General features: G+C 52.3%; 21 protein-coding genes. 8 read left to right on the forward strand and 13 right to left on the reverse strand.

The annotated features are described in order from the left end of the window. Window positions 1–6: 6 nt before the first annotated feature. The 7 genes from CA13_RS15720 to CA13_RS15750 all read right to left on the reverse strand — a co-directional run bounded on the left by CA13_RS15720 (window position 7) and on the right by CA13_RS15750 (window position 6394). Window positions 7–987, reverse strand: a complete 981-nt coding sequence (locus CA13_RS15720; RefSeq protein WP_419194415.1) for an ABC transporter substrate-binding protein — start codon at window positions 985–987, stop codon at window positions 7–9. Between the two features lie 198 nt (window positions 988–1185). Beyond that, window positions 1186–2532, reverse strand: a complete 1347-nt coding sequence (locus CA13_RS15725) for a redoxin domain-containing protein (protein WP_146398167.1) — start codon at window positions 2530–2532, stop codon at window positions 1186–1188. A gap of 78 nt (window positions 2533–2610) precedes the next feature. Next, a complete protein-coding gene (locus CA13_RS15730) occupies window positions 2611–3501 on the reverse strand; it encodes a zinc ribbon domain-containing protein (RefSeq protein WP_146398169.1) in 891 nt (296 codons plus the stop codon). 129 nt (window positions 3502–3630) lie between these two features. Next, window positions 3631–4527: a tRNA pseudouridine(55) synthase TruB gene (gene truB, locus CA13_RS15735; protein WP_419194416.1), complete on the reverse strand. Its 897-nt coding sequence runs from the start codon at window positions 4525–4527 to the stop codon at window positions 3631–3633. A 6-nt stretch (window positions 4528–4533) separates the two neighbouring features. Then, the gene (mog, locus tag CA13_RS15740; RefSeq protein WP_146398178.1) at window positions 4534–5064 is read right to left on the reverse strand and encodes a molybdopterin adenylyltransferase; all 531 of its coding nucleotides are present in this window, start codon (window positions 5062–5064) and stop codon (window positions 4534–4536) included. Continuing rightward, window positions 5061–6008, reverse strand: coding sequence for an SGNH/GDSL hydrolase family protein (locus tag CA13_RS15745; protein WP_146398180.1), 948 nt, complete (start codon window positions 6006–6008; stop codon window positions 5061–5063). Before CA13_RS15745 ends, mog begins: the two co-directional genes overlap by 4 nt. Continuing rightward, entirely contained in the window at window positions 6005–6394 is a 390-nt protein-coding gene (locus CA13_RS15750; protein WP_419194417.1) for a response regulator, read from the reverse strand. The genes CA13_RS15745 and CA13_RS15750 overlap by 4 nt, the downstream gene beginning before the upstream one ends. Before the next feature lie 127 nt (window positions 6395–6521). Here CA13_RS15750 and CA13_RS15755 point away from each other — a divergent pair, with 127 nt between their 5' ends. The 6 genes from CA13_RS15755 (at window position 6522) to CA13_RS15780 (ending at window position 15714) form a co-directional block, all read left to right on the forward strand. Beyond that, on the forward strand, window positions 6522–7556 hold the full coding sequence (locus tag CA13_RS15755; protein WP_146398182.1) for an AAA family ATPase: 1035 nt from the start codon (window positions 6522–6524) through the stop codon (window positions 7554–7556). Between the two features lie 19 nt (window positions 7557–7575). Beyond that, entirely contained in the window at window positions 7576–8931 is a 1356-nt protein-coding gene (locus CA13_RS15760; RefSeq protein ID WP_419194418.1) for a DUF58 domain-containing protein, read from the forward strand. A gap of 140 nt (window positions 8932–9071) precedes the next feature. Further along, window positions 9072–11222, forward strand: a complete 2151-nt coding sequence (locus CA13_RS15765) for a transglutaminase-like domain-containing protein (RefSeq protein ID WP_419194419.1) — start codon at window positions 9072–9074, stop codon at window positions 11220–11222. Window positions 11223–11862: 640 nt separating this feature from the next. Next, entirely contained in the window at window positions 11863–12870 is a 1008-nt protein-coding gene (locus CA13_RS15770; protein WP_146398188.1) for a YhdH/YhfP family quinone oxidoreductase, read from the forward strand. A 143-nt stretch (window positions 12871–13013) separates the two neighbouring features. After that, window positions 13014–14135: a type IV pilus twitching motility protein PilT gene (locus CA13_RS15775; protein WP_419194420.1), complete on the forward strand. Its 1122-nt coding sequence runs from the start codon at window positions 13014–13016 to the stop codon at window positions 14133–14135. Window positions 14136–14178: 43 nt separating this feature from the next. Then, window positions 14179–15714, forward strand: coding sequence for an outer membrane protein assembly factor BamB family protein (locus CA13_RS15780; RefSeq protein WP_419194421.1), 1536 nt, complete (start codon window positions 14179–14181; stop codon window positions 15712–15714). A 65-nt stretch (window positions 15715–15779) separates the two neighbouring features. Here the strand turns inward: CA13_RS15780 and CA13_RS15785 are convergent, their stop codons facing one another. The 5 genes from CA13_RS15785 to CA13_RS15805 form a co-directional block, all read right to left on the reverse strand. Then, window positions 15780–16097, reverse strand: a complete 318-nt coding sequence (locus tag CA13_RS15785) for a hypothetical protein (protein WP_146398191.1) — start codon at window positions 16095–16097, stop codon at window positions 15780–15782. A gap of 316 nt (window positions 16098–16413) precedes the next feature. Continuing rightward, window positions 16414–17562: a sodium ion-translocating decarboxylase subunit beta gene (locus CA13_RS15790; protein ID WP_473087465.1), complete on the reverse strand. Its 1149-nt coding sequence runs from the start codon at window positions 17560–17562 to the stop codon at window positions 16414–16416. A gap of 139 nt (window positions 17563–17701) precedes the next feature. Further along, on the reverse strand, window positions 17702–18148 hold the full coding sequence (locus tag CA13_RS15795; RefSeq protein ID WP_419194422.1) for an OadG family protein: 447 nt from the start codon (window positions 18146–18148) through the stop codon (window positions 17702–17704). Between the two features lie 73 nt (window positions 18149–18221). Continuing rightward, complete coding sequence (locus CA13_RS15800) at window positions 18222–18608, reverse strand: biotin/lipoyl-containing protein (protein WP_146398193.1); 387 nt, start codon at window positions 18606–18608, stop codon at window positions 18222–18224. Window positions 18609–18762: 154 nt separating this feature from the next. After that, window positions 18763–20316, reverse strand: a complete 1554-nt coding sequence (locus CA13_RS15805) for an acyl-CoA carboxylase subunit beta (RefSeq protein WP_146398195.1) — start codon at window positions 20314–20316, stop codon at window positions 18763–18765. Between the two features lie 678 nt (window positions 20317–20994). Here CA13_RS15805 and CA13_RS15810 point away from each other — a divergent pair. Beyond that, window positions 20995–22476 carry a succinate CoA transferase gene (locus CA13_RS15810; RefSeq protein WP_146398197.1) on the forward strand — a complete coding sequence of 494 codons (1482 nt, stop codon included), beginning with the start codon at window positions 20995–20997 and terminating at the stop codon, window positions 22474–22476. Between the two features lie 164 nt (window positions 22477–22640). On the opposite strand, the gene meaB is transcribed toward CA13_RS15810, so the two are convergent. Beyond that, entirely contained in the window at window positions 22641–23645 is a 1005-nt protein-coding gene (meaB, locus tag CA13_RS15815) for a methylmalonyl Co-A mutase-associated GTPase MeaB (RefSeq protein WP_146398199.1), read from the reverse strand. Window positions 23646–23699: 54 nt separating this feature from the next. Here meaB and CA13_RS35245 point away from each other — a divergent pair, with 54 nt between their 5' ends. Then, window positions 23700–23837, forward strand: a complete 138-nt coding sequence (locus tag CA13_RS35245) for a hypothetical protein (protein ID WP_419194423.1) — start codon at window positions 23700–23702, stop codon at window positions 23835–23837. The last annotated feature ends 47 nt before the right edge of the window (window positions 23838–23884 follow it).

The raw sequence follows: 23884 nt of genomic DNA on the forward strand, positions 1-23884 counted from the left end.
CGAAAATCAATACTTGCGAGAATCGATGAAGTCTTTCGCCTGTTCCATTTCAAAGACAGTGTCTTCGATCAGTGTTTTTTTATCGAGCGAGTCGGCTTCACCGGCAAGAATTTTTGCCACGGCTTCCATTGCCAACGGGCCTTGAAGTGGATTGCATTCGACCGTGCAATTCAACTTGCCTGCGACCATGGCGTCAAATGCTGCACGAACGGCATCCACCGAAACAATGATGATGTCTTCGGCCGGCTTCAGGCCCGCATCCTCGATTGCGCTGATCGCGCCAATCGCCATGTCGTCGTTGTGTGCGTAAACAACTTCGATCTCTTTGCCGTGTTTTTTTAGTAACGCTTCCATTACCTCTTTGCCCTTGGACCGTCGAAATTCGCCACTTTGCGATGCGATGATTTCGATTCCTGGGTGATCCTCGATAACATCACGAAAGCCATTAAACCGGTTGATCGTTGGCGAAGCACCCGGGTTGCCTTGAAGTTCAACAACCTTTGCCGTTCCCTCGGTTTTACCGGCCAACCATTGGGCTGCCTTTTGACCTTCGGTATATGTATCGGCACCGATGTAAGTCACATAAAGCGATTCATCGTCGGTCTTGATTTGGCGATCCAAGATCACGACCGGAATGCCACGCTGTTTGGCTTTTTCAAGAGCATTGTCCCAACCAGTCTCGACAATCGGCGCGAGCACGATTACGTCAACGCCTTGATTGACGAACGAACTGAGGGCCTTGAGTTGGTTTTCTTGCTTTGATTGTCCTTCGGCAAAACGAAGGTCGTAGCCATGGTCGGCGGCAGCTTGTTTGACCGATTCGGTGTGAGCATTTCGCCAATCATTGTCAGCCCCGGTTTGAACAAACGCGATTACAGGAGTTTTGTTGCCATCGGTCGCATCGGTCGCTTTTTCACTCGAACAGGCTGGTATGACAACCGCAAGAACCACCACACTCAATGCAGCAAGCTTGGAGTATCGATTCACCGTTTTTTCCCCCGTGTAAAAGTCGCAATAGATTTAATCTGTTAGCTTACTCGATTTCAGCGACTTCCGTTGGCCCAGCGATCTGTGTTTGCCAACCAATTCTGTCGGCTCGGCAACTTCAACGATTCTCGTTTTGTGCTCCCTCTAGCAGTGTTCGTCCTAGATTTGAATTTGGGTAGTTGACGAGGACACCATCACCTATTTCGATTCTTCGGGAACGCTTGACTCAATTCGCCCACCGATACTCAAAACGCTCAGTTCATCGCCTAATCGCTGTTTCAGTTCTTTCTCGCCAGCGAATCCCAGATGCACCGATTCAATGATCCCTGATTTTCCGATCACGACTGTTTGTGGGATGGCATCCGCTTTGAATGCATCGGAGACTTTTCCGTCGACGTCCAAAACGATATCCAAATCCCACTCTTTTTCGTCCACAAAATCCTTCACTAACTCCTCACCTTCGGCCACATTCAACGCTAAGAAAACAACATCCTTGTCCTTGTACTCGTCGGTGACTTCTTTGATAACTGGAATTGCGGCAACGCATGGAGGACACCATGTCGCCCAAAAATCGATCACGACGACTTTGTCTTTCAAATCGGCCAGCGACACGGTTCCTTCGCGGAGCGTCACGCTTTTGAAGTCGGGTGCGGGTTTACCAAGTAGCGGATGCTCGGTCACGGCACCGGCAATCGAATCCATGTAATCTTCAAGCGATTCATATTCCTTGGCATCCGCCGCCGGTTTGAAGGCGAACAAGGATTCTTCCACTTCGCCAGTGACTCGCCAAGATAAAAAATCGAATTGCAATTGGTAGGCAAAACCTTGCGGCACGCGGACTTGGCCGGTCGCTCTTAACATCGCAGTCAAATCGAAGAGCAAACGGAGAGGTTTTGGGACATCTTCCTGTGTCACCCAAAAATCCCATGTAACTGCATCGTTCTGTTCGCCACGCAAATGGATCGCCGCCACACGGCCACGGAACTTGTTGCGGTCCACGATTTCGACTTTTTTCATTCCGCCCAAAAACGTCAGCGAAGGGTCCACGCCTGCGAGCGTCAGCGCCAACACGGGCTCTGGATAAGGCCCCATCGGCAGCGGCAAATTCATTACTGCCTCTTGAAGCCGTATTGATTCGTCAATGGTGTAGTAGGCGTCGGGTGCTAAAGCGACCGTCATCTTTTCGCCATCTTCATAAATTCGCGTCCGCTGCTCAGGTTCCTTTAAATAGATGGTGAACTTGTTTGGATGGCGCGACGCGATTTGATAAGTCGACGTTTTTGATTCGACGACTTGACCGGCGAGGACGGAATCCGAAGAAAGCTCGACCGTAGCGCGCGAAACGTCCGCATCGGCAATCGACTTAAAAAGCGGCTCAAGCACCTCGCGAACATCATCCGAAAGAACAAACTTTGGCTTCGAATTTTCGTCACCACGATCCGCTTGTCCTGGGGTTGATGGTGCCGCAGTCGCCGGTTTCTCCTGCGCGTTTAAGCACGTTACAAAACTGAGAAAGATGGTCGAAAACAATATGCGTAAGCACATTCTAAGAGCGCCTCCGTGGCGAGACTCGATTGGTTTGGTAAAGAAGGTAGAAACGATAGACTTTTCACAAAAGCCTGTTCACTGGAGCAGGGAAACAACGCCGAGACCGAAACCGATTGCAGCGCCAGCGATATTCGGGGCAAGATGCTTCGGTAACGATTCCATATCGACGCGAAAGAAGCGCCGAGGTTGTTTTACATTCAAATATGCCAAAATTGAACCGCCAACCAGAATCCGAATCGAGGCGAGCCCTATCAAGAAGAGATTAGCTTCCCCTGAGAAGCTACCAATTAACGTCATCAGTAGACTACTTACCGAAAAGGCATAGCTGAAAGCCAAGAAATACCAACAGATCGGCTTGGAAACAAAACACGCGATGGTGTTCAACAATGAAAAGGCAAACGGAATCATGAGTGCAATTACGAGGGCGACTCCAATTACCCCAGTCGTCGCTGCGTCTGGCTGTTCCTCAAGCTGAGGAATTGCCACTGCAACTAAGCCAAACATGACCAAGCAAAAGAAGCCGAAAGCGAGCGTAACCAAGCCGTTTAAGATTCCAATCACAATCATTGGAATGGGAAGGCTCGGTTTGGACGCCCCCCCCGAGTCGCCTCCGCTGTGTTCTTGCAAGGCATTACCACCTGCGGCTGACTGCTGAACCTTGGGAGCGACTCCAGGTTTTACTACCGCCGCGACCGGTTCCAAATCGCTTTCGGTCAACTCATCAAACATCTCAGGATCGAACCCACCAAAGCCACCACTTGCCACTGCGGGTGACGCCGCAGAGGGTTTCGGTGCGGCTGGTTTCGGTGCGGCTGGTTTTGCCGCCCCTGGTTTCGCCGCCGACGTGGGAACTGACGCACCGCCAGGGGCTCGCAGTTTCTTTCCACACGAGCATTGAACGATCTTTCCGGCTGCCGTGTCAGGGACATTCAGGGCTTTCGAACAACCGGGACACTTGATTTTCATGGCGAAGGACTAGGCTATAGAATGGAAGGCAATCAGTCCCGCCTATCCTATACGAACAAGCAGCAGATTGCCTATTGTTCTGAGCCCGAAGAACAATCTTTTTGCAATCCCCGCAGCAGACTTTGCTGGTTACGTCGGTGGGAACCCTCGCTCGGGATACCAAGCCAGCCCGCCCTGTTTGGTTTTCCCTCGCATGATCGCACGCAATTCGCCGCTGGCGGTGATCGCGGCGGCAATCTTTCCCTCGGATGGGTCGATCGGCGGGTCGGTGGAAATCAAAACCGAGAGCCCGTTGATCACTCGCCAATCCTGCTCTCCATCGAGCTGCATCTTTGGTAAATGCTCGATTCCTTTGACAGCCGGTTCAACGTAACCATCGAGCGGGGGCGTTTTCAAGGAATCGGCATCCACGGAATCTTCAATCCGAAACGGCCCCACACGAGTTCGACAGAGCCGCGTCATTACGGAATTGGCACCAACTAACCGTGCCAAATCAACGCCGAGCGACCGAACATACGTCCCCGAGCCACACACAATATCCAAATCCAACACCGGATATTCATAGCGAACAATTTTCAACGAGTAGACGGTCACCTTTCGCGGTGGAACCTCCACCGTTTCGCCACGCCGAACTCGCTCATAGGCTCGTTTCCCGTCAATCCAAATCGCGGAAAAAGCAGATGGAACTTGTTCAATCTCGCCCGTCAACTGCTCCGCTGCTTGTTGCAGTTGCGCGAGGCTCGGCCGTGGATCCTCCGCATGCTCGGTCAACGGTTGCTCTAAGTCCCCCGAGGCACTCGAGGCCCCCAGACGAAACGTCGCAGAATACTGTTTTTCACAATCTTGGACATATGAAACCAACCGCGATGCTCGCCCCACACCAAGCACCAACACCCCTTCTGCTAACGGATCGAGGGTCCCGGCATGCCCTGCTTTATGAGGTCGAATTCGGTTTGTCACAATATTCACCACATCACGACTCGTCATCCCAATCGGTTTGTTGCAATTGATAAATCCAAACACCACACAAGTCTATTTTTTGGGACGAAACGCAACCAACCGATCTTCGCGAGTCAAAAGTCGCGGTCCATCAATCAAATCAATACAATACGGTATCGCAGGAAAAACGGCATCCAAACATTCTGCAATCGCTGACGGTTTACCTGGTAAGTTGACAATCAAACTTGATCCGCGAATCCCAGCGGTTTGCCGCGACAAGATCGCCGTGGGAACCTTCGCAAGCGACACTTTGCGCATAAGCTCCCCAAATCCGGGCATCATTTTCTCGCACACCGTTTCGGTCGCCTCGGGTGTGACGTCTCGTTTCGCTGGCCCCGTGCCGCCAGTGGTCACAACCAAACAACACTTCTCGGTATCACATAAATTCGCCAGCGTCTCTTGTATCGTCAAAACATCATCGGGAATGACTCGAGTCACCGCGTCCCAACGGTTTGACAAAACATCTCGCAAATATTCGCCAATCGCTGGACCGCCGCGGTCTTCGTACTCACCACGGCTGGCTCGGTCTGACACTGTCACGATGCCGATTCGGATCTCACTCATAAAGATGTCTTTTCAACTATCGTCTTTAAAAAGACTCGCCGAATCGCATCGTACCCACGGTCATTGGGATCTTCGATGTTGGTAAAGAACCAATAGTGGGGATCTTCGGCATGGTAGGCTGATCGCCAAAATTGTCGGCAATGGGAACCATGACCCAAGAACGTCGCATGAAGAGGAACAACGTGGACATGATCGTATTTGCCCGCCACGCTGCGAATCACATCATTGTATTTTCCATGGATCGCAAGACCGTCGGGCCAATGCGGCAAGAAAACACTCGGAGCATCGCCAACACCATCGGTCGGATCGTAGATGTCACCAATATAAATCTCGCACCCAAGCGGAAACTTCGCGGTAAGATCTTCGAACATTTTGTCTAAGCGCGTGCGAAAATTCTCGATCCATGGCAACGCCTGCTCAAGCGATGCCGAATACATCGCACACTCGCGTGGCTTACTGCGGCCGTAGCTGTGAATGATGTCATTGCCACCACTCGTCATCAGCACAATACCGAAAGCGTCTTCGTAGTCTGGAATGGTTTCCACAATCACGTCGGCGTGAACCGATGACTCGGAACCCGATATCGCAAAATTTTCAGACGTTAAATTAGGCAGCACTGTCGAAAGACAAACGCCTTCCATGTCTGCGAACTCGTCCGATGGGTTATTCAAGAGCCGGTTAAAAAAGGTGTGACTGGGCGACTTTGCTCCAAGGCCGGCAGTGACGCTATCACCCACGCCGATCACTTGCACCTTTGCCTCGGACCAAACATCGCTAAACGAACTTGCATCGACGGTCGGCCCCGCAGGCCCTTCGCCAATCGGCCGCGAAAGAGAGAACTCAATGTAGGCAAGAACGGCGATGACCGTCAAAAAGAGAATCCCGAGAAGAAGGTATAGCCGTTTTCGGGGCTTCGGTTTCGTTTGGATCGGTTGCTCACTCATGCTGTGGGGCGCCAATCGTAAAATTCCAATAGCGCCGCTCGAACCACATCACAAAGTGCCGCCAACCGAATCGGCTTACTAAGTACTCGATATGCTTTCATCAATTCGGCTTCACGACGGATCGCCTCGTCCAATTTGGCACTCATCAAAACGCAGGCGGGCCGGTTGGGAGTTTCCGGCAATTGACGGAGCAATTCCAAACCGGTCACTCGTGGCATGTGGACATCCACCAGTGCCAAATGAAATTGTTTATTTCGGATAACCTCAAGTGCCTGGTGGCCATCAACGGCTTCTTCCACTTCGAAACCTCGGCGCGACAAGCCCTCGCAAACGACTTGGCGAAACGCCGTATCATCATCGATCACAAGTAAATTGGGCACAATCATTCACTTTTCCTCCGCAGACAACTGCCACGACGGCAGGCGAATCGAAAACGATTATACTATGAGCAACTTCGGTGCCGCCAGCAAGTTTGGTACCGAAAAGCCCCTTTGCCATCCAAACTAGGTTGCCGTGACACAAACGCCATCAAAATCGCCACAACCGGGCGCATCACCCCGCCCGCCAGCGTCCAAATCTGGCAACGAGTCGGCCGCTGCGGCTGCGGCGGTCGCAGAATTGGCCAAACGGATTATCGGCAATGTGGAGTTGGCGATCGTAGGCAAACGAAAACAATTGGTCCTTTCGCTCGTCGCCTGGCTTAGCGGTGGGCACATTCTGCTAGAAGATGTTCCAGGCGTCGCTAAAACAATGTTGGCCCGCGCATTGGCAGTCAGTGTCGGATGCCGATTTAAACGCGTTCAATGCACCCCGGATTTGTTGCCGACCGATGTCACTGGCACGTCGATTTTCAACCAAAAAACCGCTCAATTTGAGTTCCGCCCCGGTCCCGTCTTTACGCAAATCTTGTTAGCGGACGAAATCAACCGAGCGACACCGCGTACCCAAGCGTCGCTACTCGAAGCGATGGCCGAAGCTTGCGTCACCGTCGATGGCACCACTCATTCGCTCGATCCTCCGTTCTTAGTGATTGCCACACAAAACCCGGTCGACCATGAAGGAACCTTTCCGTTACCCGAGGCTCAGTTGGACCGATTCATGATGCGGTTCACCCTTGGTTACCCGTCGATGGAAGAGGAACTGCGAATGCTCGAACTGTTACGAGACAAACACCCGGTCGACAAATTAAAACCAGTTGCCGAAGCATTGGAATTGGTTCAAGCCCAATCCGAAATCAAAAAGGTTCATGTGGACCCGCGAGTTCGTCAATACTTGCTTCAAATTGTTCATCAAACGCGATTGAACTCGGACTTAGCACTCGGCGGCAGCCCTCGCGCAACGATTTCGTTGTTTCGTTGCTCGCAAGCGATGGCGGCGATTCGCGGCCGAACGTACGTGTTGCCGGACGATGTAAAACGAATCGTTGCACCGGTGATGAATCATCGCTTGATCGTGCGGCCTGAAAGTCGATTGCGCAAAGTAACGGCAGAACACGTCCTCGAAGAAATCGTCAGCGAAATCGCCGTACCGACAATCGATGCGAAGTAGGTTCGATGGAAAACGACTATTGAAACGCTCACCCGATACAAAATCGCCGCCGTCTGGTAGTCCAAACTTCGGACTTCTCGCTGGCGTTTGTACGTTGCTATTGGTGGGAATGCTATTCGGTGCATCGCTGTGGGTATTAGCCGGAATCGCCGCAGGCATCTTAGTCTTTGTCAATTCGCGTCTAGCACGGATCTGGTCCGATTCGGTAATCGCAACACGAAACACAGGTGACGTGGAACGAAAAATGGGCTCGCGAATCGATGTCGAAATCAAACTCACCAACCGAAGTCGTTTGCCAGTGGTTTGGGTTTTGGTTGAAGATCTGTTGCCGCGCCAAGCACTGATCTTTAACCCGCCTGCATTGGCTATTGAAGGGACGCGTGTGCAAGTGGTCATGCTGTGGGGCGGCCAAACCAAGACGCTCAGCTACGAAATCACTTGCAACCGAAGAGGCTATTACCAAATCGGTCCGACCGTTTTGGAAACCGGCGACTTAATGGGTTTGTATCGCCGCTATCGTGTTGGAACCACACCCCAATATGTCACGGTTTTGCCCAGCATCGTCCCACTATCGACTTACGAAATTGGTTCACGCCGACCGATTGGCGAAATTCGGATGCGTGAAAATGTCATGGATGATCCAACGCGACTTCGCGGGATACGGCGCTGGCAACCCGGCGATCCCATGCGCAGCGTTCACTGGGCCGCGACGGCCCGAACCGGCACGCTACATAGCAAAATCTATGAACCTTCGTCGATTGCGGGCGCGACCTTGGTGTTGGATCTGCACGCTGATACCAACCCGATAAAGCACGAGCCGGTTCGAACTGATTTGGCGATTACCACGGCAGCCTCGATCGCACATGCACTTCACGATGCGGGCGAGCCATTTGGATTAGCGACCAACGGCCGAGACGCCGCCGATCGAATCCGTAGCGAGGGATGGGTGGGCGATTATCGAGTCCGCGACGAGGTCACCGCAGCAGCTTCCATGCAATCCGAAAGTGATCGATTGCGGCCGATCCTTCAACCGGCGTCGCGAGGCCCGGTGGCGCTTCGCGAAATGACAGGGACGTTCGCTCGGTTGGAACGAACCGACGGATTGACCTTAGCAGAGCTGCTGACCGAAAGCGAATCGCAAATCTCAAGCGAAACGACCGTCTTGATCATACTGCAAATGTGTCCACCCGAATCATTAGCCGCGATCTTGGGGTTAGCCCGTCGCGGTTGGGCCGTCGCTGTGATTATCAACACGCACGACATCAACGACTACTCCGCAATTGCAGGGCCAATGATTGCTGGCCGAATCCCCACTTTTCACCTAGCTTCGGCCGATTTGATCGCCGATGTTTGCCGCCAAACGATGCTTCGCTAAACGGCAAAGCACCCGACAGTCGGGTTTATGGTACTGCACCGATTGCACTAACGGAGCCATTTGTCCATTGGCAACTCTGATACAATAATCGAGTGCCAAAGGCAACGATGCAATTTCGATTCTCTGAGGAAATCCCAACCATGCGTTCGCGACCAAGATGGATGCTCGTTTGGCTGACTCTGCTTTTGGCAGCCTTTGTGGGGCACTCGTTCAGCTCTTGGCCGGCAATCCTTGTGCTGCTTTCGCTCAGTCTACTTGGTATCGCTTTGACTTCGGCAAAGCAAGGTTCCGTCGCCTCTGATTCGCGGCCTGCCGCACCCTCTCTAGTGCATCGATTGTTCGTTTGGATCTTTGGGCTTTGCCTAGTGCTGTTGGTTTGCTCTACACGAGCCGTCCCGTACCTGCAAAACGCGAACTTCAATCCACTCAACTTAGGCGCCGATGTTTTGTCGCACGCCGCGCTAACAACGATCCTAATTCTTTTGGGCCTTCGCGCCGGGCAAGGCCATCCTGCAATGCTTGGGTTGGCGCTTGCCGCCACGTTGTTCTGTGCAGCCGCTGGCGGATCAAGCCAATCGATCCGTGGCCAAACCACCGTTGCCTTTTGTACTTGCACCGGTTTCCTGATTGCATCTCAAATCATTTTAGGACGCCAGGATCTCGAACTTCATCGCGAAAGTCGTTCTGGCCCTCGTGCTTCGCCGGGGTTTTCCGTTCTAGGGAATTGGAACCGCACATCAATGCTCTTGTCGACACTAACGCTCTCGGCGATCTTGATCAGCACCGGATTGCTGACGCGCGCTACCAGCGAATCGCTTCCTCAGATTCAACAAATAGTTCACTCCAAACTGAAAAACTCGCTCGACCAAATGGTCAACGGTCAAGCGTTAACGGGAACTCGCTATGTATTCGGCGCAACAATTGGCTCAATCCGCGGAAAATTGCTAGCCAATCCCAATGAGATTGCACTACGCGTCTTTTCAAATTCGTCGCCTGGCTACCTGCGAGGGCATGCTTTTGACAGCTACGCATCTGGACAATGGCAAACTTATCCTGAACACCAACCGCTGGAACACTTCCAGTCTTCCACGATCAATCACTACACCGTTAGACCGAATGGGCCTGCAACGACGGCAATCGTCTCAAGCAATCGACTTCATTTGAAACGTTTCAATCTTTTCCCATCCATTAACACTGCGAACAATACCATCGAAGTCCGCAATGTTCCGTTAAAGGGTTCGACCATTTTTTTCCCCTTAGGCACACAATGGCTCGAAGCGAGCAGCATCGGTATTTCACTTTCTCACCAACAAACCGTGCTCCATGGCATCAACGTCAATTATCCCTATGTAGCAGGTGTAGCAAGTCGACCGGCGCCCGAGACTTTGGAACAAGATCGCCAAAGACTTATGCTACTGGTTCCCGAAAAAGTCCGGATCGCCTGTCAGCCTATCGTCAATGACATTTGCGACGAGCAAAGCCCACCGCGAGAAAAAGCAAGACAAATCGAGTCATTTTTCGCAGCGAATTTTTCGTACTCACTCGAACATCCAAAGGCACCAAGCTCAGAAGATCCGCTACTCTATTTTCTTCAGACACGGCATCAAGCTCACTGTGAATTCTTCGCCACCGCCACCGCGATGATGCTTCGCTGCGCAGGCGTACCCACTCGTTACGTTACGGGTTACGTTGCCGATGAATGGGAACCAACCGACAGTTACTGGATCGCCAGAAATCGGGATGCTCACGCTTGGGTCGAAGCTTATGACCACGATTCTCGCACGTGGTTCCCAGTTGAATCCACACCCGGCAGACATTATCAAACACTTTCACTGGAGAACACGCAAAACTTGGCATCGGCGGTCAATTCAGAAGAATGGATTAATCAACAATCGGATGACACTTCGTGGTTGTCGTCAGTTTGGTCATTCATGGCGGTCGTTCGATCAAGCAACCCTGTGTTGATTCTCTTTCAATTCGCGCAAGCCCCATTGTTCTTGCTGATAACCGTGATGCTTTGGCGACGTTACAATTCGCCGTCGGCAAATCAGGAAAACCCAGAGGACATTCGCAGTCGAAAGTTGCTACGGCGAGTCGACCGCCGAATGCGTCGATTGTCGCTCGTTCGTGGGAGTTCTGAAACGATGCATCAATTTGCAAACCGAATTGAAAACAGCTACGTCAATCAACAAGTCGACGCGACTGAGTGGCCAACAAACACGGCCAATTGGTATCGACAATTTGCCGAAGCTCGCTACCGTGGAGAGCAACCACCGGAAATCTCGTCCTAGGCGTTGCACGAAGCATTACAGTACGACGCCAATGCGAATACATGCTGGAAACGAAAAGCCAAATCAAGGATTCTGCACTGTTCTACGATGACGGAAAGAACCCCGGCAGCTTTGCAACATAGAAACTGCAGTGCGGACATACGTGGGATGATTCGGGGATGAGCTTTTGACACTGCGGACACGGCCGCGTGGTTGGGCGTTTATTTGGAGGCGGCGGAAGCGGGGGAACGTCGCCAAGAATGGCCATCACTCCTGAGTCGGATATCGGTGGCTTCGTTGGAACCTCAAACAAAAACTCCGTTGCACATTTGGGACACCGCACCATTCGCCCCAGCAATTCTTTGCCCCCACGAACGTGATGACCCGAAGGGCAACTTGCCGTAACGCTTTCAGGTTGGGAGGCGTTTTCATTCATCACATCAATCCTTTACCTACTTACAGCGAATCAAGTGCAACGATTTTCGCAGCGGGCTTCGAATTGCCGTTAGGTGGGATGTTAAGTGGGGATCCACAAATGACCTTGTTTGCCCCCTGACGTTCATGGAAGGTTTCATATTATTCTACCATTCTAAATCAAACCGGGCCTTCCAAAATGGAAACGGTTACTTATGAAATCAGAGGAAACATTGTGAATAATGCGATGAGATGTTTTTGGGTCGAGAAAACCGAATCGGGCGAAATCAATACTTCGGTCACCGAGAAACCGATTTCCATTCTCGATGACGCTAAATCCGGATCAAAAACGGACTCGCCCCACGTTCGGGTCCGCGTCAATTTGTCCTCACTAAATTACAAGGATGCTTTAGCTGCCACCGGGCATCCGGGAATCGTACGCCGCTTCCCTCACATTCCGGGAATTGATTCGGTTGGACACGTGGTTGCCAGCGAAGATGCCGCGTTTGCCATTGGTGACGAAGTCATAGTGACCGGCAACGATTTGGGGGTGGGACATTTAGGCGCATGGGCAGAAATGATTGACGTACCAAGTCAATGGGTTTTGCCTCTCCCGAAAACATTGTCGCCCCTCGAAGCGATGACGCTTGGAACCGCGGGTTTTACGGCTGCACAATCCGTACAAGCTTTGATCAGTCATGGTGTGACATCCGATTCGGGCAGCGTCATCGTGACTGGCGCAACAGGAGGCGTTGCCAGTATTTCACTGGAAATCCTCAATAAGCTTGGTTACAAAACCATCGCAGTCACAGGCAAGAAAGAACAACACCAGTCCCTACTCGATCGCGGCGTTGATGAGGTGCTCACACGATCTGATTTTGTCGACAAGAGCAACCGACCTTTGCTGAGCGGAAAATATGCCGGAGCCATCGATACCGTTGGTGGCTCGATGCTTGAAACCGTCTTGAAGTCGATCTCTTACCGAGGCTGTGTCACGGCATGCGGTATGGCTGGTGGAGCAGAATTGCACACCACTGTCCACCCATTCATTCTCCGCGGCATTACCCTGTGCGGCATTGACTCAGCAATGTGCCCGATGCCCAAACGAAAAGAGATTTGGGAAAAACTATCAGGCGAGTGGAAACTCGATGGCATCGAATCATTGACAACGAAGGTCCCCTTGGAACAAACCCCGGCATGGGTCGAGCGAATCCTCGCCGGCGGTGTCACAGGGCGTGTCGTGGTTGAGTTGTAGGCTAAGTGGTGGTTTTGCCCCACAACGACCGGCCTTAAGCGGTTACAATACACTCGGGATGAACAAACATGTTTGCCCCGAGTGTTTCTATTTGTGCATGCAGGCCTCCTTCTGGAGACCGTGCCTTTCTGGAGACCGTGCCGATGACACCGCTTCAAGCCCCTCGCGACGAGATTCGTTTGCTATTAGCGTTCGTTAGCAAAAACGAAGCGTCGGACCTTCATCTGAAAGTGGGCTTGCCTCCTTTCATTCGCATCGGCGGACAATTGCGGCATCTCGATGTGCACCCCCTTCCATCGTCTGAGTACATCATGGAAATGATGGCGGAGATCATGCCGAAATCGCGGCTTGAAGAGTACAAGGAACTCGGCAGTGCCGACTTTGCAGTCTTGGCCGAAAGTGGTGATCGTTTTCGAGTCAATGCGTTTCGGTCGGATGGCCAAATGCACGCGGCCCTGCGCCGTGTCCAACACATCATTCCTGACTTTGCCGAATTGCAGTTGCCAAGTGTCTACGAAGAGACCATCGGAAAGACTCACGATGGTTTAATCATCGTCAGCGGTGTCACCGGAAGTGGAAAAAGCAGCACATTGGCGGCGATGCTCGATCACATCAATACGCACCAAAACATGCATGTGATCACGATTGAAGATCCAATCGAATTTCGGTTCCAATCCAAGAAGTCAATCATTTCGCAGCGTGAAATTGGGATTGATGTCCCCAACTACGCTCATGCCCTTCGTTACGTCGTGCGTCAAGATCCCGACTGTATCTTGATTGGGGAACTTCGTGACAAAGAAACCATTTTGGCGGCCATCCAAGCAGCCGAAACCGGTCACTTAGTACTCGCATCAATGCACTGTAGCGACGCCGAACAATCGTTCAGTCGCATTCTCGAATTCTTCCCGCAAGAAGAACACGCGTTTATTCGCTCATCATTAGCGAATAGTCTGCGAGCAATCATGTGCCAACGCCTGGTAAAGGGCGCAAACGAGGGCGAACGTTTTCCAGCAACGGAAGTTCTGTTGAACAATTCGCTGGTAAAAGAGAGAATCCTAAACTCTCAAGACGACGATATTCCTGCTATCTTAAATGTGTGTCATGACGAAGGGATGCGTAACTTTACGTATTCGCTATGCGAACTCGTCAATGCAGGAGCGATTTCGAAAGAGGTAGCAATTGAATATGCACCGCACCGCGAAGCCTTAATTTCGCTACTCAAAGGAATCGACACTGCTGGCGCAGGACTCGTTTCACGCGTCTGATTCTCACTGCCCCCCCAAATAACACCCGATCGGGTGATCGATTATGAATTCTGTGCACCTCAATCTATTTGCATGTATGTCCACAATTTGCCTTGTGCTCGGTGCGCCGAGTCAAGCGGCAGACCAACTACAATGGGGACAACCGCACACTCGCAACATGATTTCGCACGAAACAAACTTGCCCGACAACTTTGATTTAGAGACAGGCGAGAACATCAAATGGTCTGCTCCCCTGGGAACAAATGCGTATGGTTCCCCCGTAATTGCTTCTGGCAAGGTGCTCATCGGTGCCAACAATGCTGTTCCCCGAGACGCTCGGCATGTGGGAGACCGAAGTGTGCTGCTTTGCTTGAACGAGAATGACGGCAGTTTGTGCTGGCAACTTGCGGTGCCCCGAATCGAGGGAGGTGACATCTACAAAGACTGGCCGAATATCGGCATGTGCTCGCCACCGACGGTCGAAGGCGATCGTGTCTATACGGTAACAAATCGCTTCGAAGTCGCATGCCTCGACCTTCAAGGCCAAGCCAACGGCAATGATGGCCCTTACGTTGATGAAGGCATGCATATGGCTTTAAAGGAATCAGGCAAACAATCGATCGATCCCGAGCCAATGGAAATAACGAATATCGACGCAGACCTTCTCTGGATTTTTGACATGCCAGCCGAAGTCGGTGCGTATCCTCACGACGGTGCACATAGCAGCATCTTGCTCGACGGTGAAAACCTCTACGTCAATACATGCAACGGCGTAGACAACACACACGCGGTGATTCGATCTCCCGATGCCCCAAGTTTGATTGCGATAGACAAACAAACGGGGCGGCTAGTCGGTCAAGACACTGAACGCATTGGCCCGCAAATTTTCCATTCCACTTGGTCATCACCGGCGATGGGCCAAATTGATGGACGCCGACTCGTTTTCTTTGCCGGTGGCGATGGCATTCTATACGCTTTCAACGCGCTCGACTCAAAAGGAACCAGCGTGCCAGTTGAGTTCGAACGCCGTTGGCGATTTGACTTCGATCCCACCGCGCCGAAGAAAGATATTCACAGTTACCTAAGAAATCGTCGCGAAGGGCCGAGTAATATCAAGAGTATGCCGGTACTCGATCATCAGCGGCTATACGTCACCGGCGGTGGCGACATTTGGTGGGGGAAAAAGAAGGCTTGGTTAGTCTGCATTGATGCGACTCAATCGGGCGACATCACGCACTCAGCGAGACAATGGACTTACCCGCTCGAAAACCACGCTTGCAGTACTCCATCGATTTATAATGGAATGGTGTTTGTCGCTGACTGTGGCGGCAAGCTTCATTGTGTCGATGCCAAGACAGGAGAAGCTTACTGGAAAATTGACCTTGGCCGCGACGTATGGGGATCGACCTTGGTGGCCGATGGGAAAGTTTACGTAGGAACACGAGCCGGGGATTTCTGGATCGTGGCTGCCGCTAAAGAGAAGCAGGTCTTAAGCCATAAGAAATTTGATGCTCCGATCGCATCCACCCCCGTTGCAGCAAACGGGGTCTTGTATGTTGCAACGCTAGAGCAGTTATACGCGATCGAACAAGCTCGCTGACACGGCGACATTTGTTGCGGAAAATCGAATCCACAACACCGCAACCGGTGATTCAGAATCAAGATCTATTGACCTAAAAAGGTTCGGCGGAGCCAAGCGTTCTTTCGACGTTCAAGTTCCATCAGCTCACTGAACAAGCCACCTCTCTGCACTGGCGATGAGGTCGACCATGTCGGGTAGTTGCTGCGATAACTCGGCACCGTATTGCCACCCCAACCCGGTTGAGAAGAGTAGCGATACATAGGCTGCGGTGTCGGATACACATCTCCAATTGGCGCTGTGTAATAAGGAGCGCTTCGAAGCCCCACGTTTTGAGCTTGGGCGGTTCCGAGAAAACTAAGGACCAAACCCGTGGCCAGAATGGCGATTGCGTATTTTTTCATTTTGATTGACCGAAGGTAACTTTTGTAAACAAACGAACCTTGTGGCCCGTCATTAGAAGCTACTGCATCGTTATCGCAAATGCAGAGAAGATCAGACGGTTACGTTGAATGAATCGCTGATCACAAAACCGGTCTTAACGAATGTTCCGGCGCAGTTCGTACACTCGCCAAGAGTGTGCACAAAACCACACCCTCACTCCGGCTCACTTGGCACGCAGAAAATGCGTTTTGGATTTGGCAGTGATCCACAAGCTAAAACGCCCTGCTGGCATGTTCGGCAGAAGCGTTAATACCCGTTTACTGGTCCAGGGCAACCCTACTTGACCAATTGCGACCACAAAACACCAGCGGCGATCGCCGAACCGATCACGCCAGCAACGTTTGGTGCCATCGCATGCATGAGCAGGAAGTTTTGTGGGTCGTTTTTCTGGCCGACCATTTGCACGACGCGTGCAGCATCTGGGACCGCTGAAACGCCGGCTGCACCGACCAGTGGATTGATCTTTTCACGAAGGAACAAGTTCATCACCTTCGCAAAAATGACCCCGCCCGCTGTCGCAACCGAAAACGCCAATGCACCAAGTCCGAAAATTTTGATGGAGTCCCAATTCAAGAAATAGGGAGCACTGGTGCTGGCACCGACACAAAATCCGAGGAGGATCGTGACGACGTCGATCATTCCCGTTCGTGCGGTTACCGCAAGTCGTTCCGTTACCGTGCTTTCTTTTAGCAGATTGCCAAAAAACAGCATGCCGATCAGGACGATCGCACCAGGTGCCAACAGGGTACAGACCAAAAACGCGATGATTGGAAACAGGATACGTTCACGCGTGGAAACTTGGCGTGCTGCTTTCATCCGAATCACGCGTTCCTCTTTGGTCGTTAACAGCGTCATTATCGGCGGTTGAATCACGGGAACGAGTGCCATGTACGAATAAGCTGCAACGGCAATCGCACCAAGCAACTGTGGAGCCAATTTCGCAGAGAGGAAAATCGCCGTGGGGCCGTCCGCACCGCCAATGATTCCAATCGCACCCGCTTCACTTGGTGAAAAGCCAAGTGCAATCGCACCGGCGAAGGTGCCAAACACGCCAATTTGAGCGGCAGCACCAAGCAATATCAATTTAGGATTCGACATCATGGTCGAAAAGTCGGTCATCGCACCGATCCCGAGAAAGATCAGTGGCGGATAGACCCCGTGCGAAACACCGAAGTAGAGATACTGCATCACACTCCCTTCGTCATACACACTCAGCGGCATGCCGGGCACTGCAGGAATGTTCCCCACGACAATCCCAAACCCGATTGGAACCAAAAGTAGTGGTTCGTAATCCTTTGCGATCGCTAAGTAAACGAAAATGAGCCCGATGATAATCATCATCGTGTTGCCGAGTTCAAGATTCGGAAACGCGGTGGTGTCGACTAGCTGCTGCAGCTTCGTGAATAGATACCCAGATAATAACACCTGAGAGGCTCCTTTGATGCAAAATTCGATTTCGTGCTAAGCATAGGTCACACAAAGCGATCGCTTTGTTGGGTGAAGGCCTATGGTTTTCTTCGTCTGACCGCAGCGCGATCAACGATTGTGTTTGTCTGGTAAGTTCTTAACGGTTTCGAGGTTTCAACTTATGGGAAGCATGGTGTTGAATTCGTCCTTGCAGGGTCCACGCCAACTCCGATGCCGTCAATTGCCGAGTCCGAACGATTCGATGGGGTTGATCCATGACCTGGGCGACTGCAGCAGCGATGACAACCGCAATTTCTTCGGGCACTCCACCAACCTCAGCCCCCTTTGCTTCCTTCTTCTTGGCCTTGGCCTTTGGCTTTGGCTTTGGCTTTGGCTGAGCCCCATGATGGCCGTGAGCAGGAATAATCTTGTCTAGCACCACCATCAGACGCGGCAACAAACTGACGCAACCAATCAAGATCAACAGTGCCGAGAAGACGACAAACATCCCCATGACTGCAAGCGGCAAACCGGTCTCTTCAAAAAGAGCATCGGTATTCAATGCAATCAGCGGCATGACAGAAAATGGTAACGGGTGCAACATGGTAGTGATCATCGTGCGTGGGTAACCAAACGGTGTTGATTTCGACTTGCGAGAGCTTCTGAGTTGTTTGGGTCTACTCGAGCTCGACGAGCACTTGACCGTCCTGAACCGATTCACCAACAGCAACCAAGATGCTCTTCACGGTCGAAGCCGCAGGAGCAATGATTTGGTTTTCCATCTTCATCGCCTCGAGGACTAGCAACAACTGACCATCGTCAACACTGTCACCTTCTTCGACATCGATCGACAAGATCACTCCCGCCATTGGGCTCGTGATCGAACCACGCGAAAGTGCCTGCTTCGGTGCAGCCGGCGCCGCAGCCTTCATCGGAGCAGGGGCGATCGTTGGCGCTGGGCCCGCAGGACGAATCGCTGTAGGTTGTGTGTGCGGGTCCGATTCGAGTGTTTCCACTGTCACGTCATAGGCTTTATCGCCGATCGTGATTCTCAGTTTTTTCATTCTAATACTCTTTCAAGGAAATCAACGTGGGTTGGATGGAACGAGAACGGGCTGTTTTGCGGATAAGACAGGCCAGCTAAAAAAGGCAGGCCCACTAAACAATACAATTCTGTTCAACAAAACAGGCCGCTCAACAGTGGGAGCGATTAGACGCCTACAGAGGAATCAAACCATGCTTCTTTGGTGGACGCGTTTCGCTCTTCATCAATGTATTGCGTAGAGCGAGTGAGACAGCACCACGAGTGGCCGCAGGGGTGATCACGTCGGTAATCATACCACGCGATGCAGCCATGTATGGGGATGCGAAACGAGCGTGGTATTCATCGGTCAATTCCGTTCGCTTCGCTTGCGGGTCTTCGGCAGCGGCGATTTCTCGGCGGTACAAAATATTCACCGCACCGTTGGCTCCCATGACAGCGATTTCCGCAGTGGGCCAAGCAAGAACAACATCAGCCCCGAGGTCGCGACTACACATTGCCAAGTAAGAACCACCGTAGGCTTTACGACAAATCACCGTGATCTTTGGCACTGTCGCAGCCGAATAGGCGAACAACATCTTCGCACCATGGCGAATGATTCCGCCTTGCTCTTGTTGAACGCCGGGCAGGAATCCAGGTACATCCACGAGCGTGAGCAGCGGAATATTGAAAGCGTTACAGAACCGAATGAAGCGAGCCGCTTTATCCGATGCGTCGATGTCAATGGTTCCCGCTTTGACCTTCGGCTGATTCGCAACCACCCCCACAACAATGCCATCGACGCGAGCAAATGCGACGATCATGTTCTGGGCGAACTGCTGATGAACCTCCAAGTATTGGCCGTTATCGACCACTCGGCGGATCACCTCGTACATATCCATGACGCCCTTGGAATCTTCGGGCACCAATGCGTTCATCGATTCATCAGGCTCCAAACTGATCGTCGGGGTCGGCATGTGCGGAGGATTTTCGACATTGTTTGACGGCAGATAGCTCAGCAGTTCGTGCACCAGCGACAGCGCATGTTCGTCATTGTCAGCAATGAAGTGAACGTTTCCGCTGATTCCAGCATTCGCTGCAGCGCTTCCGATCTCTTCCATCGTCGTGTCGATGCCGGTAGCCGCCTTGATCACTTGTGGACCACAAATGAACATGTTCGCGTTCTCGCGAGTCATGATCAAGAAATCCATCAGAGCAGGCGAGTAGGCCGCACCACCTGCGCAGTTGCCGGCGATCACTGCGATCTGAGGAACACAGCCGGACAGAACCACATTGCGGTAGAAAACTTGGCCGTATCCCGAAAGAGCATCGACCCCTTCTTGAATCCGTGCTCCGCCGGAATCGTTGATGGCAACAAACGGCAAACCGCATTGGCTAGCGTAGTCCATCAGGTCACAGATTTTCTTAGCGTGACGCTGCCCCAAAGCACCGCCACCCACGGCGGTGTCTTGGCTAAAGGATGCGACCGGACGCCCATCAAGTTGCCCGACCCCCGTCACGACACCGTCGGCTGGCAAGTCCTTCTTTTCCATGCCGAAGTCGTGACAGCCGTGTTGAACATGGATGCCCCATTCTTGGAACGTGGCATGGTCAAAGAGAGCATCCAGACGCTCGCGAGCCGTCATTTTCCCTTTGGCATGTTGCTTATCGATACGTTCTTGCCCACCGGCAAATGAGGCCGCCTTTTGGCGTTTTTCCAAATCGTCTAACAGTTCTTGCTTAATAGTCATTTCGATTTCTGACGTTAGGGTGGACTGCCGAGAAACGGACCTCCAAAGGGTCCTATACAATTGGCAGTTCTGAGAGTATGCGTTGTGTCGTTCGGGTTCAATAGGGGGGGATATTTAGCGTCCAAAACCTCCCGAATCAGCACGCTCGACTGATAACGATACTCAAACAATGGAATATGAATAGTGGTGCGTTCTACTCATTTCGGCATCTTTCCATCGAATACTTAATGAATGCAACTGTGGCAACTGGCGTACCTTTGCCAATCACGATTTGTGATCTTGAAGACGCGAAGCGGACCGAGGATCGGCATTCTTGCCTCGCAGGCATTTCGTGGAAACTTTGACGCCACTAAGCCGTTTACACACCCTTCACCTTGGACGAGGCCAAAGCACAAATGGCACAGAAAACCCAGTTTTTCTCGCGGAATCCTGCGTCAATAATCCGCATGCCAAACCCTAGAAAACAGGAGACTAGGATCGATGACTGGTCGATTCAATGACTACCCATTGACCGCGATTCGCATCCAGGTACCGGCTCGGTTCAAACACATCAAGGCAGCCTCCTTCATCAATTGAAAAGCACTGACTAGAATCGTCGGCGAGAGCGTGTTTGGGACGCACTCACCCACCTACGATCGAATTCGAATACGCAAATATACTTCTAATTAGGAAATTGAGATGTCAAGCAATGCTTTCCCCCAGCTAACAGCAGAGGAAGCGGCGGAGTTGATTAACGACAACGATTTTGTGGCGATGAGTGGCTTTACCGCTGCGGGAGCAGCGAAGGCGGTTCCAAGAGCGCTCGCAAAACGCGCAACCGCACTACATGAAGAAGGCAAACCATTTCAAATTCGTGTCATCACTGGGGCTTCCACCGGTGCGAGTCTTGATGATCGTTTAGCCGAAGCCGATGCCGTTAGTTGGCGAGCGCCTTATCAATCGTCAAAGGCGATGCGTCAAAAGATCAATGCCGGCAAAGTCGCGTTCGTTGACATGCACTTGTCGCACGTTCCTCAGTCGGTCTTGTTCGGCTTCTTCGGCAAGGTCAACGTTGCGGTGATCGAAGCTTCAGAGATTACCGCAGATGGCAAAGTTTTCTTAACGACCTCGATCGGGGCTTCACCGACGTTCTTGAAAACCGCGGATAAGGTCATCATCGAGCTTAACAAACGCCCCAGTCGTCGCATTAGCGACATGGCTGATATTGTCATCCCCGAACCACCGCCACATCGACCCGCACTGAGTCTTCAACATCCGCTACAACGAATTGGCAAGACTTATGCGCAAGTCGATCCGAGCAAGATCATCGCCGTCGTTGAAACCGACGAAGCCGATGAACTAGGCGGCTTTGCTCCACCAGATGAAATGAGTGAAGCGATTGCAGGCCACGTCGTCAATTTCCTGAGCAAAGAACTTAGTGACGGACGCATACCGCCCGAGTTTTTGCCGCTTCAAAGTGGTGTGGGTAACGTCGCCAACGCAGTGACAAAGAGCATGGGCGATAGTCCCGACATTCCCGATTTCTTGATGTACACCGAAGTGTTGCAATCAGCTGCGTTCGACTTGCTTCGTAGCGGACGACTTCGCGGTGCAAGCACCTGTGCGTTGACGCTCATGCCAGAGCAAATGATTGAACTGGCTGACAACATGAACTACTTTGCCAATCGCATGATCTTGCGTCCGCAAGAGATTTCCAACAACCCTGCGGCGGTCCGCCAACTTGGTGTTATCGCGCTCAACACGGCCCTCGAAGCTGACATCTACGGCCACGCCAACTCGACCCATGTCAGTGGCAGTGCAATCATGAACGGCATCGGCGGCAGCGGCGACTTTGCTCGCAACGCGTACCTGTCCGTCTTCTTCTGTCCCTCGATCGCCAAGGGCGGAAAGATCTCAACGATCGTTCCGATGTGCACCCACGTGGACCACAACGAACACTCGGTTCAGGTGATGGTGACCGAACAAGGGCTAGCGGATCTTCGCGGCCTTGCACCGGAGGCACGAGCGGAGCGAATCATCGAAAAGTGTGCTCACCCCGATTACCGTTCGTATTTGCATCAGTATGTCAAGGATTCGCGGAACAGCCATATCAAGCACGACCTTGAACATTGCTTTGACCTGCACAAAAACCTGGCGAAAACCGGATCGATGTTGTCGTAGCAGAAACGCTGCGTGAATATCGTCAAAGCCCCCGTTAGGCATTCGGGCCTAACCCTGGAATTCAACCCGAAGTTGCGACCAGCCAGGCAGTAAATACGCCGCATTCCCCTGGCCTAAAGGCAGAACCCAACCGGTTCCCTTTAGGCTTTTTTTGTTCTTGGCGGCTACTCTAGCCCCAACGCCGAAAATATCTTTCTCGCTCCGGCCGCAGCGGGCATTTGGCCTTCAAGGACCTGCTGCTCGATGTCACAGTAGATCTGCTTGACCACCGGATGCGTTTGAATCGACCGCCGCAAATGCTCGTCGACCAGCGCCCATAGCCAACGCAAATTTTGCCTTTGCCTGCGTTCGACAAATTCGTTCGTCTCACGGCGTCGTTCACATTTCTTTTCGATCGCTTCCCACACCGATTCGATCCCTGCGTCGTCCCGAGCACTGCAAGTTAAAATCGTCGGCGCTTTTTCTCGATCATGCCCGGTGAGCGATTCGAGGGCAGTGTGATACTGCCGGGCGGCCAACTCGGCTGCCTTGCGGTTTTCACCATCGGCTTTGTTCACTGCGATCACGTCGGCGAGCTCCAACAGGCCTCGCTTAATGCCTTGCAACTCATCACCGGCACCAGGAAGCATTAGCGCCAAGAAACAATCCGTCATGTCGCAAACCATCGTTTCGGATTGGCCGACACCGACTGTTTCAACCAAGATCACGTCGTAACCGGCCGCTTCGGCGATAAACATTGTCTCGCGAGTCTTATTGGCAACTCCGCCGAGCGTTCCTGCGGCAGGCGAGGGTCGAATAAAAGCATTCGCTTCGGAAGCCAGCTCGTTCATACGCGTCTTATCGCCGAGGATACTACCGCCACTAACGCCGCTAGACGGGTCGACCGCTAACACGGCAACGAGCAAACCTCGACGCACCAAGTGCATGCCAAGTGCTTCGATAAAAGTACTCTTGCCGACTCCTGGGACGCCGGTGATTCCTACGCGAAGCGCGTTGCCAGTATACGGCAACAAACGTGTAAGCAGGTCTTCGGCAATGGGACGATGCCGCGGGCTGCTCGATTCGATTGCCGTCAACGCTTGCGCGAAGACCGACAAATTGCGATCGCGGACGCCAACGAAGTAATCGTCAGCGGTCAATTGTGGTCGGCGAGTTGCGCCTGTGGACATGAGATTTCCTAATCGTGGACATACAAATCTTAGGCATAGGAGGGGAAGCGTCCTATGCATTCACCTACAACCATTCAAACTAGCCAAGTGACTGAACGAGACTACAAAAGCAAGAGCCAGCAGCCTCGCCCGTTTGCCGTCGCACTCATCGCGATGCAAACGGCCGAGCCTGCTGGCCCTAGGTTATCTTAAATTCAGTCGGACCTCGGCCCACGGAATGGGGCCGAGAAAAACGCTGG

It is taken from the genome of Novipirellula herctigrandis, assembly GCA_007859835.1.
In the GTDB taxonomy this organism is placed as follows: Bacteria; Planctomycetota; Planctomycetia; order Pirellulales; family Pirellulaceae; genus Novipirellula_A; species Novipirellula_A herctigrandis.

What these genes read in the sequence shown, in the direction of transcription:
- CA13_RS15725 (WP_146398167.1), bottom strand. Translation starts at nt 2,532, where the DNA reads ATGTGCTTACGCATATTGTTTTCGACCATCTTTCTCAGTTTTGTAACG.
- CA13_RS15730 (WP_146398169.1), bottom strand. Translation starts at nt 3,501, where the DNA reads ATGAAAATCAAGTGTCCCGGTTGTTCGAAAGCCCTGAATGTCCCTGAC.
- mog (WP_146398178.1), bottom strand. Translation starts at nt 5,064, where the DNA reads ATGAGTGAGATCCGAATCGGCATCGTGACAGTGTCAGACCGAGCCAGC.
- CA13_RS15745 (WP_146398180.1), bottom strand. Translation starts at nt 6,008, where the DNA reads ATGAGTGAGCAACCGATCCAAACGAAACCGAAGCCCCGAAAACGGCTA.
- CA13_RS15750 (WP_419194417.1), bottom strand. Translation starts at nt 6,394, where the DNA reads ATGATTGTGCCCAATTTACTTGTGATCGATGATGATACGGCGTTTCGC.
- CA13_RS15765 (WP_419194419.1), top strand. Translation starts at nt 9,072, where the DNA reads ATGCGTTCGCGACCAAGATGGATGCTCGTTTGGCTGACTCTGCTTTTG.
- CA13_RS15770 (WP_146398188.1), top strand. Translation starts at nt 11,863, where the DNA reads ATGAGATGTTTTTGGGTCGAGAAAACCGAATCGGGCGAAATCAATACT.
- CA13_RS15775 (WP_419194420.1), top strand. Translation starts at nt 13,014, where the DNA reads ATGACACCGCTTCAAGCCCCTCGCGACGAGATTCGTTTGCTATTAGCG.
- CA13_RS15780 (WP_419194421.1), top strand. Translation starts at nt 14,179, where the DNA reads ATGAATTCTGTGCACCTCAATCTATTTGCATGTATGTCCACAATTTGC.
- CA13_RS15785 (WP_146398191.1), bottom strand. Translation starts at nt 16,097, where the DNA reads ATGAAAAAATACGCAATCGCCATTCTGGCCACGGGTTTGGTCCTTAGT.
- CA13_RS15795 (WP_419194422.1), bottom strand. Translation starts at nt 18,148, where the DNA reads ATGTTGCACCCGTTACCATTTTCTGTCATGCCGCTGATTGCATTGAAT.
- CA13_RS15800 (WP_146398193.1), bottom strand. Translation starts at nt 18,608, where the DNA reads ATGAAAAAACTGAGAATCACGATCGGCGATAAAGCCTATGACGTGACA.
- CA13_RS15805 (WP_146398195.1), bottom strand. Translation starts at nt 20,316, where the DNA reads ATGACTATTAAGCAAGAACTGTTAGACGATTTGGAAAAACGCCAAAAG.
- CA13_RS15810 (WP_146398197.1), top strand. Translation starts at nt 20,995, where the DNA reads ATGTCAAGCAATGCTTTCCCCCAGCTAACAGCAGAGGAAGCGGCGGAG.
- meaB (WP_146398199.1), bottom strand. Translation starts at nt 23,645, where the DNA reads ATGTCCACAGGCGCAACTCGCCGACCACAATTGACCGCTGACGATTAC.
- CA13_RS35245 (WP_419194423.1), top strand. Translation starts at nt 23,700, where the DNA reads ATGCATTCACCTACAACCATTCAAACTAGCCAAGTGACTGAACGAGAC.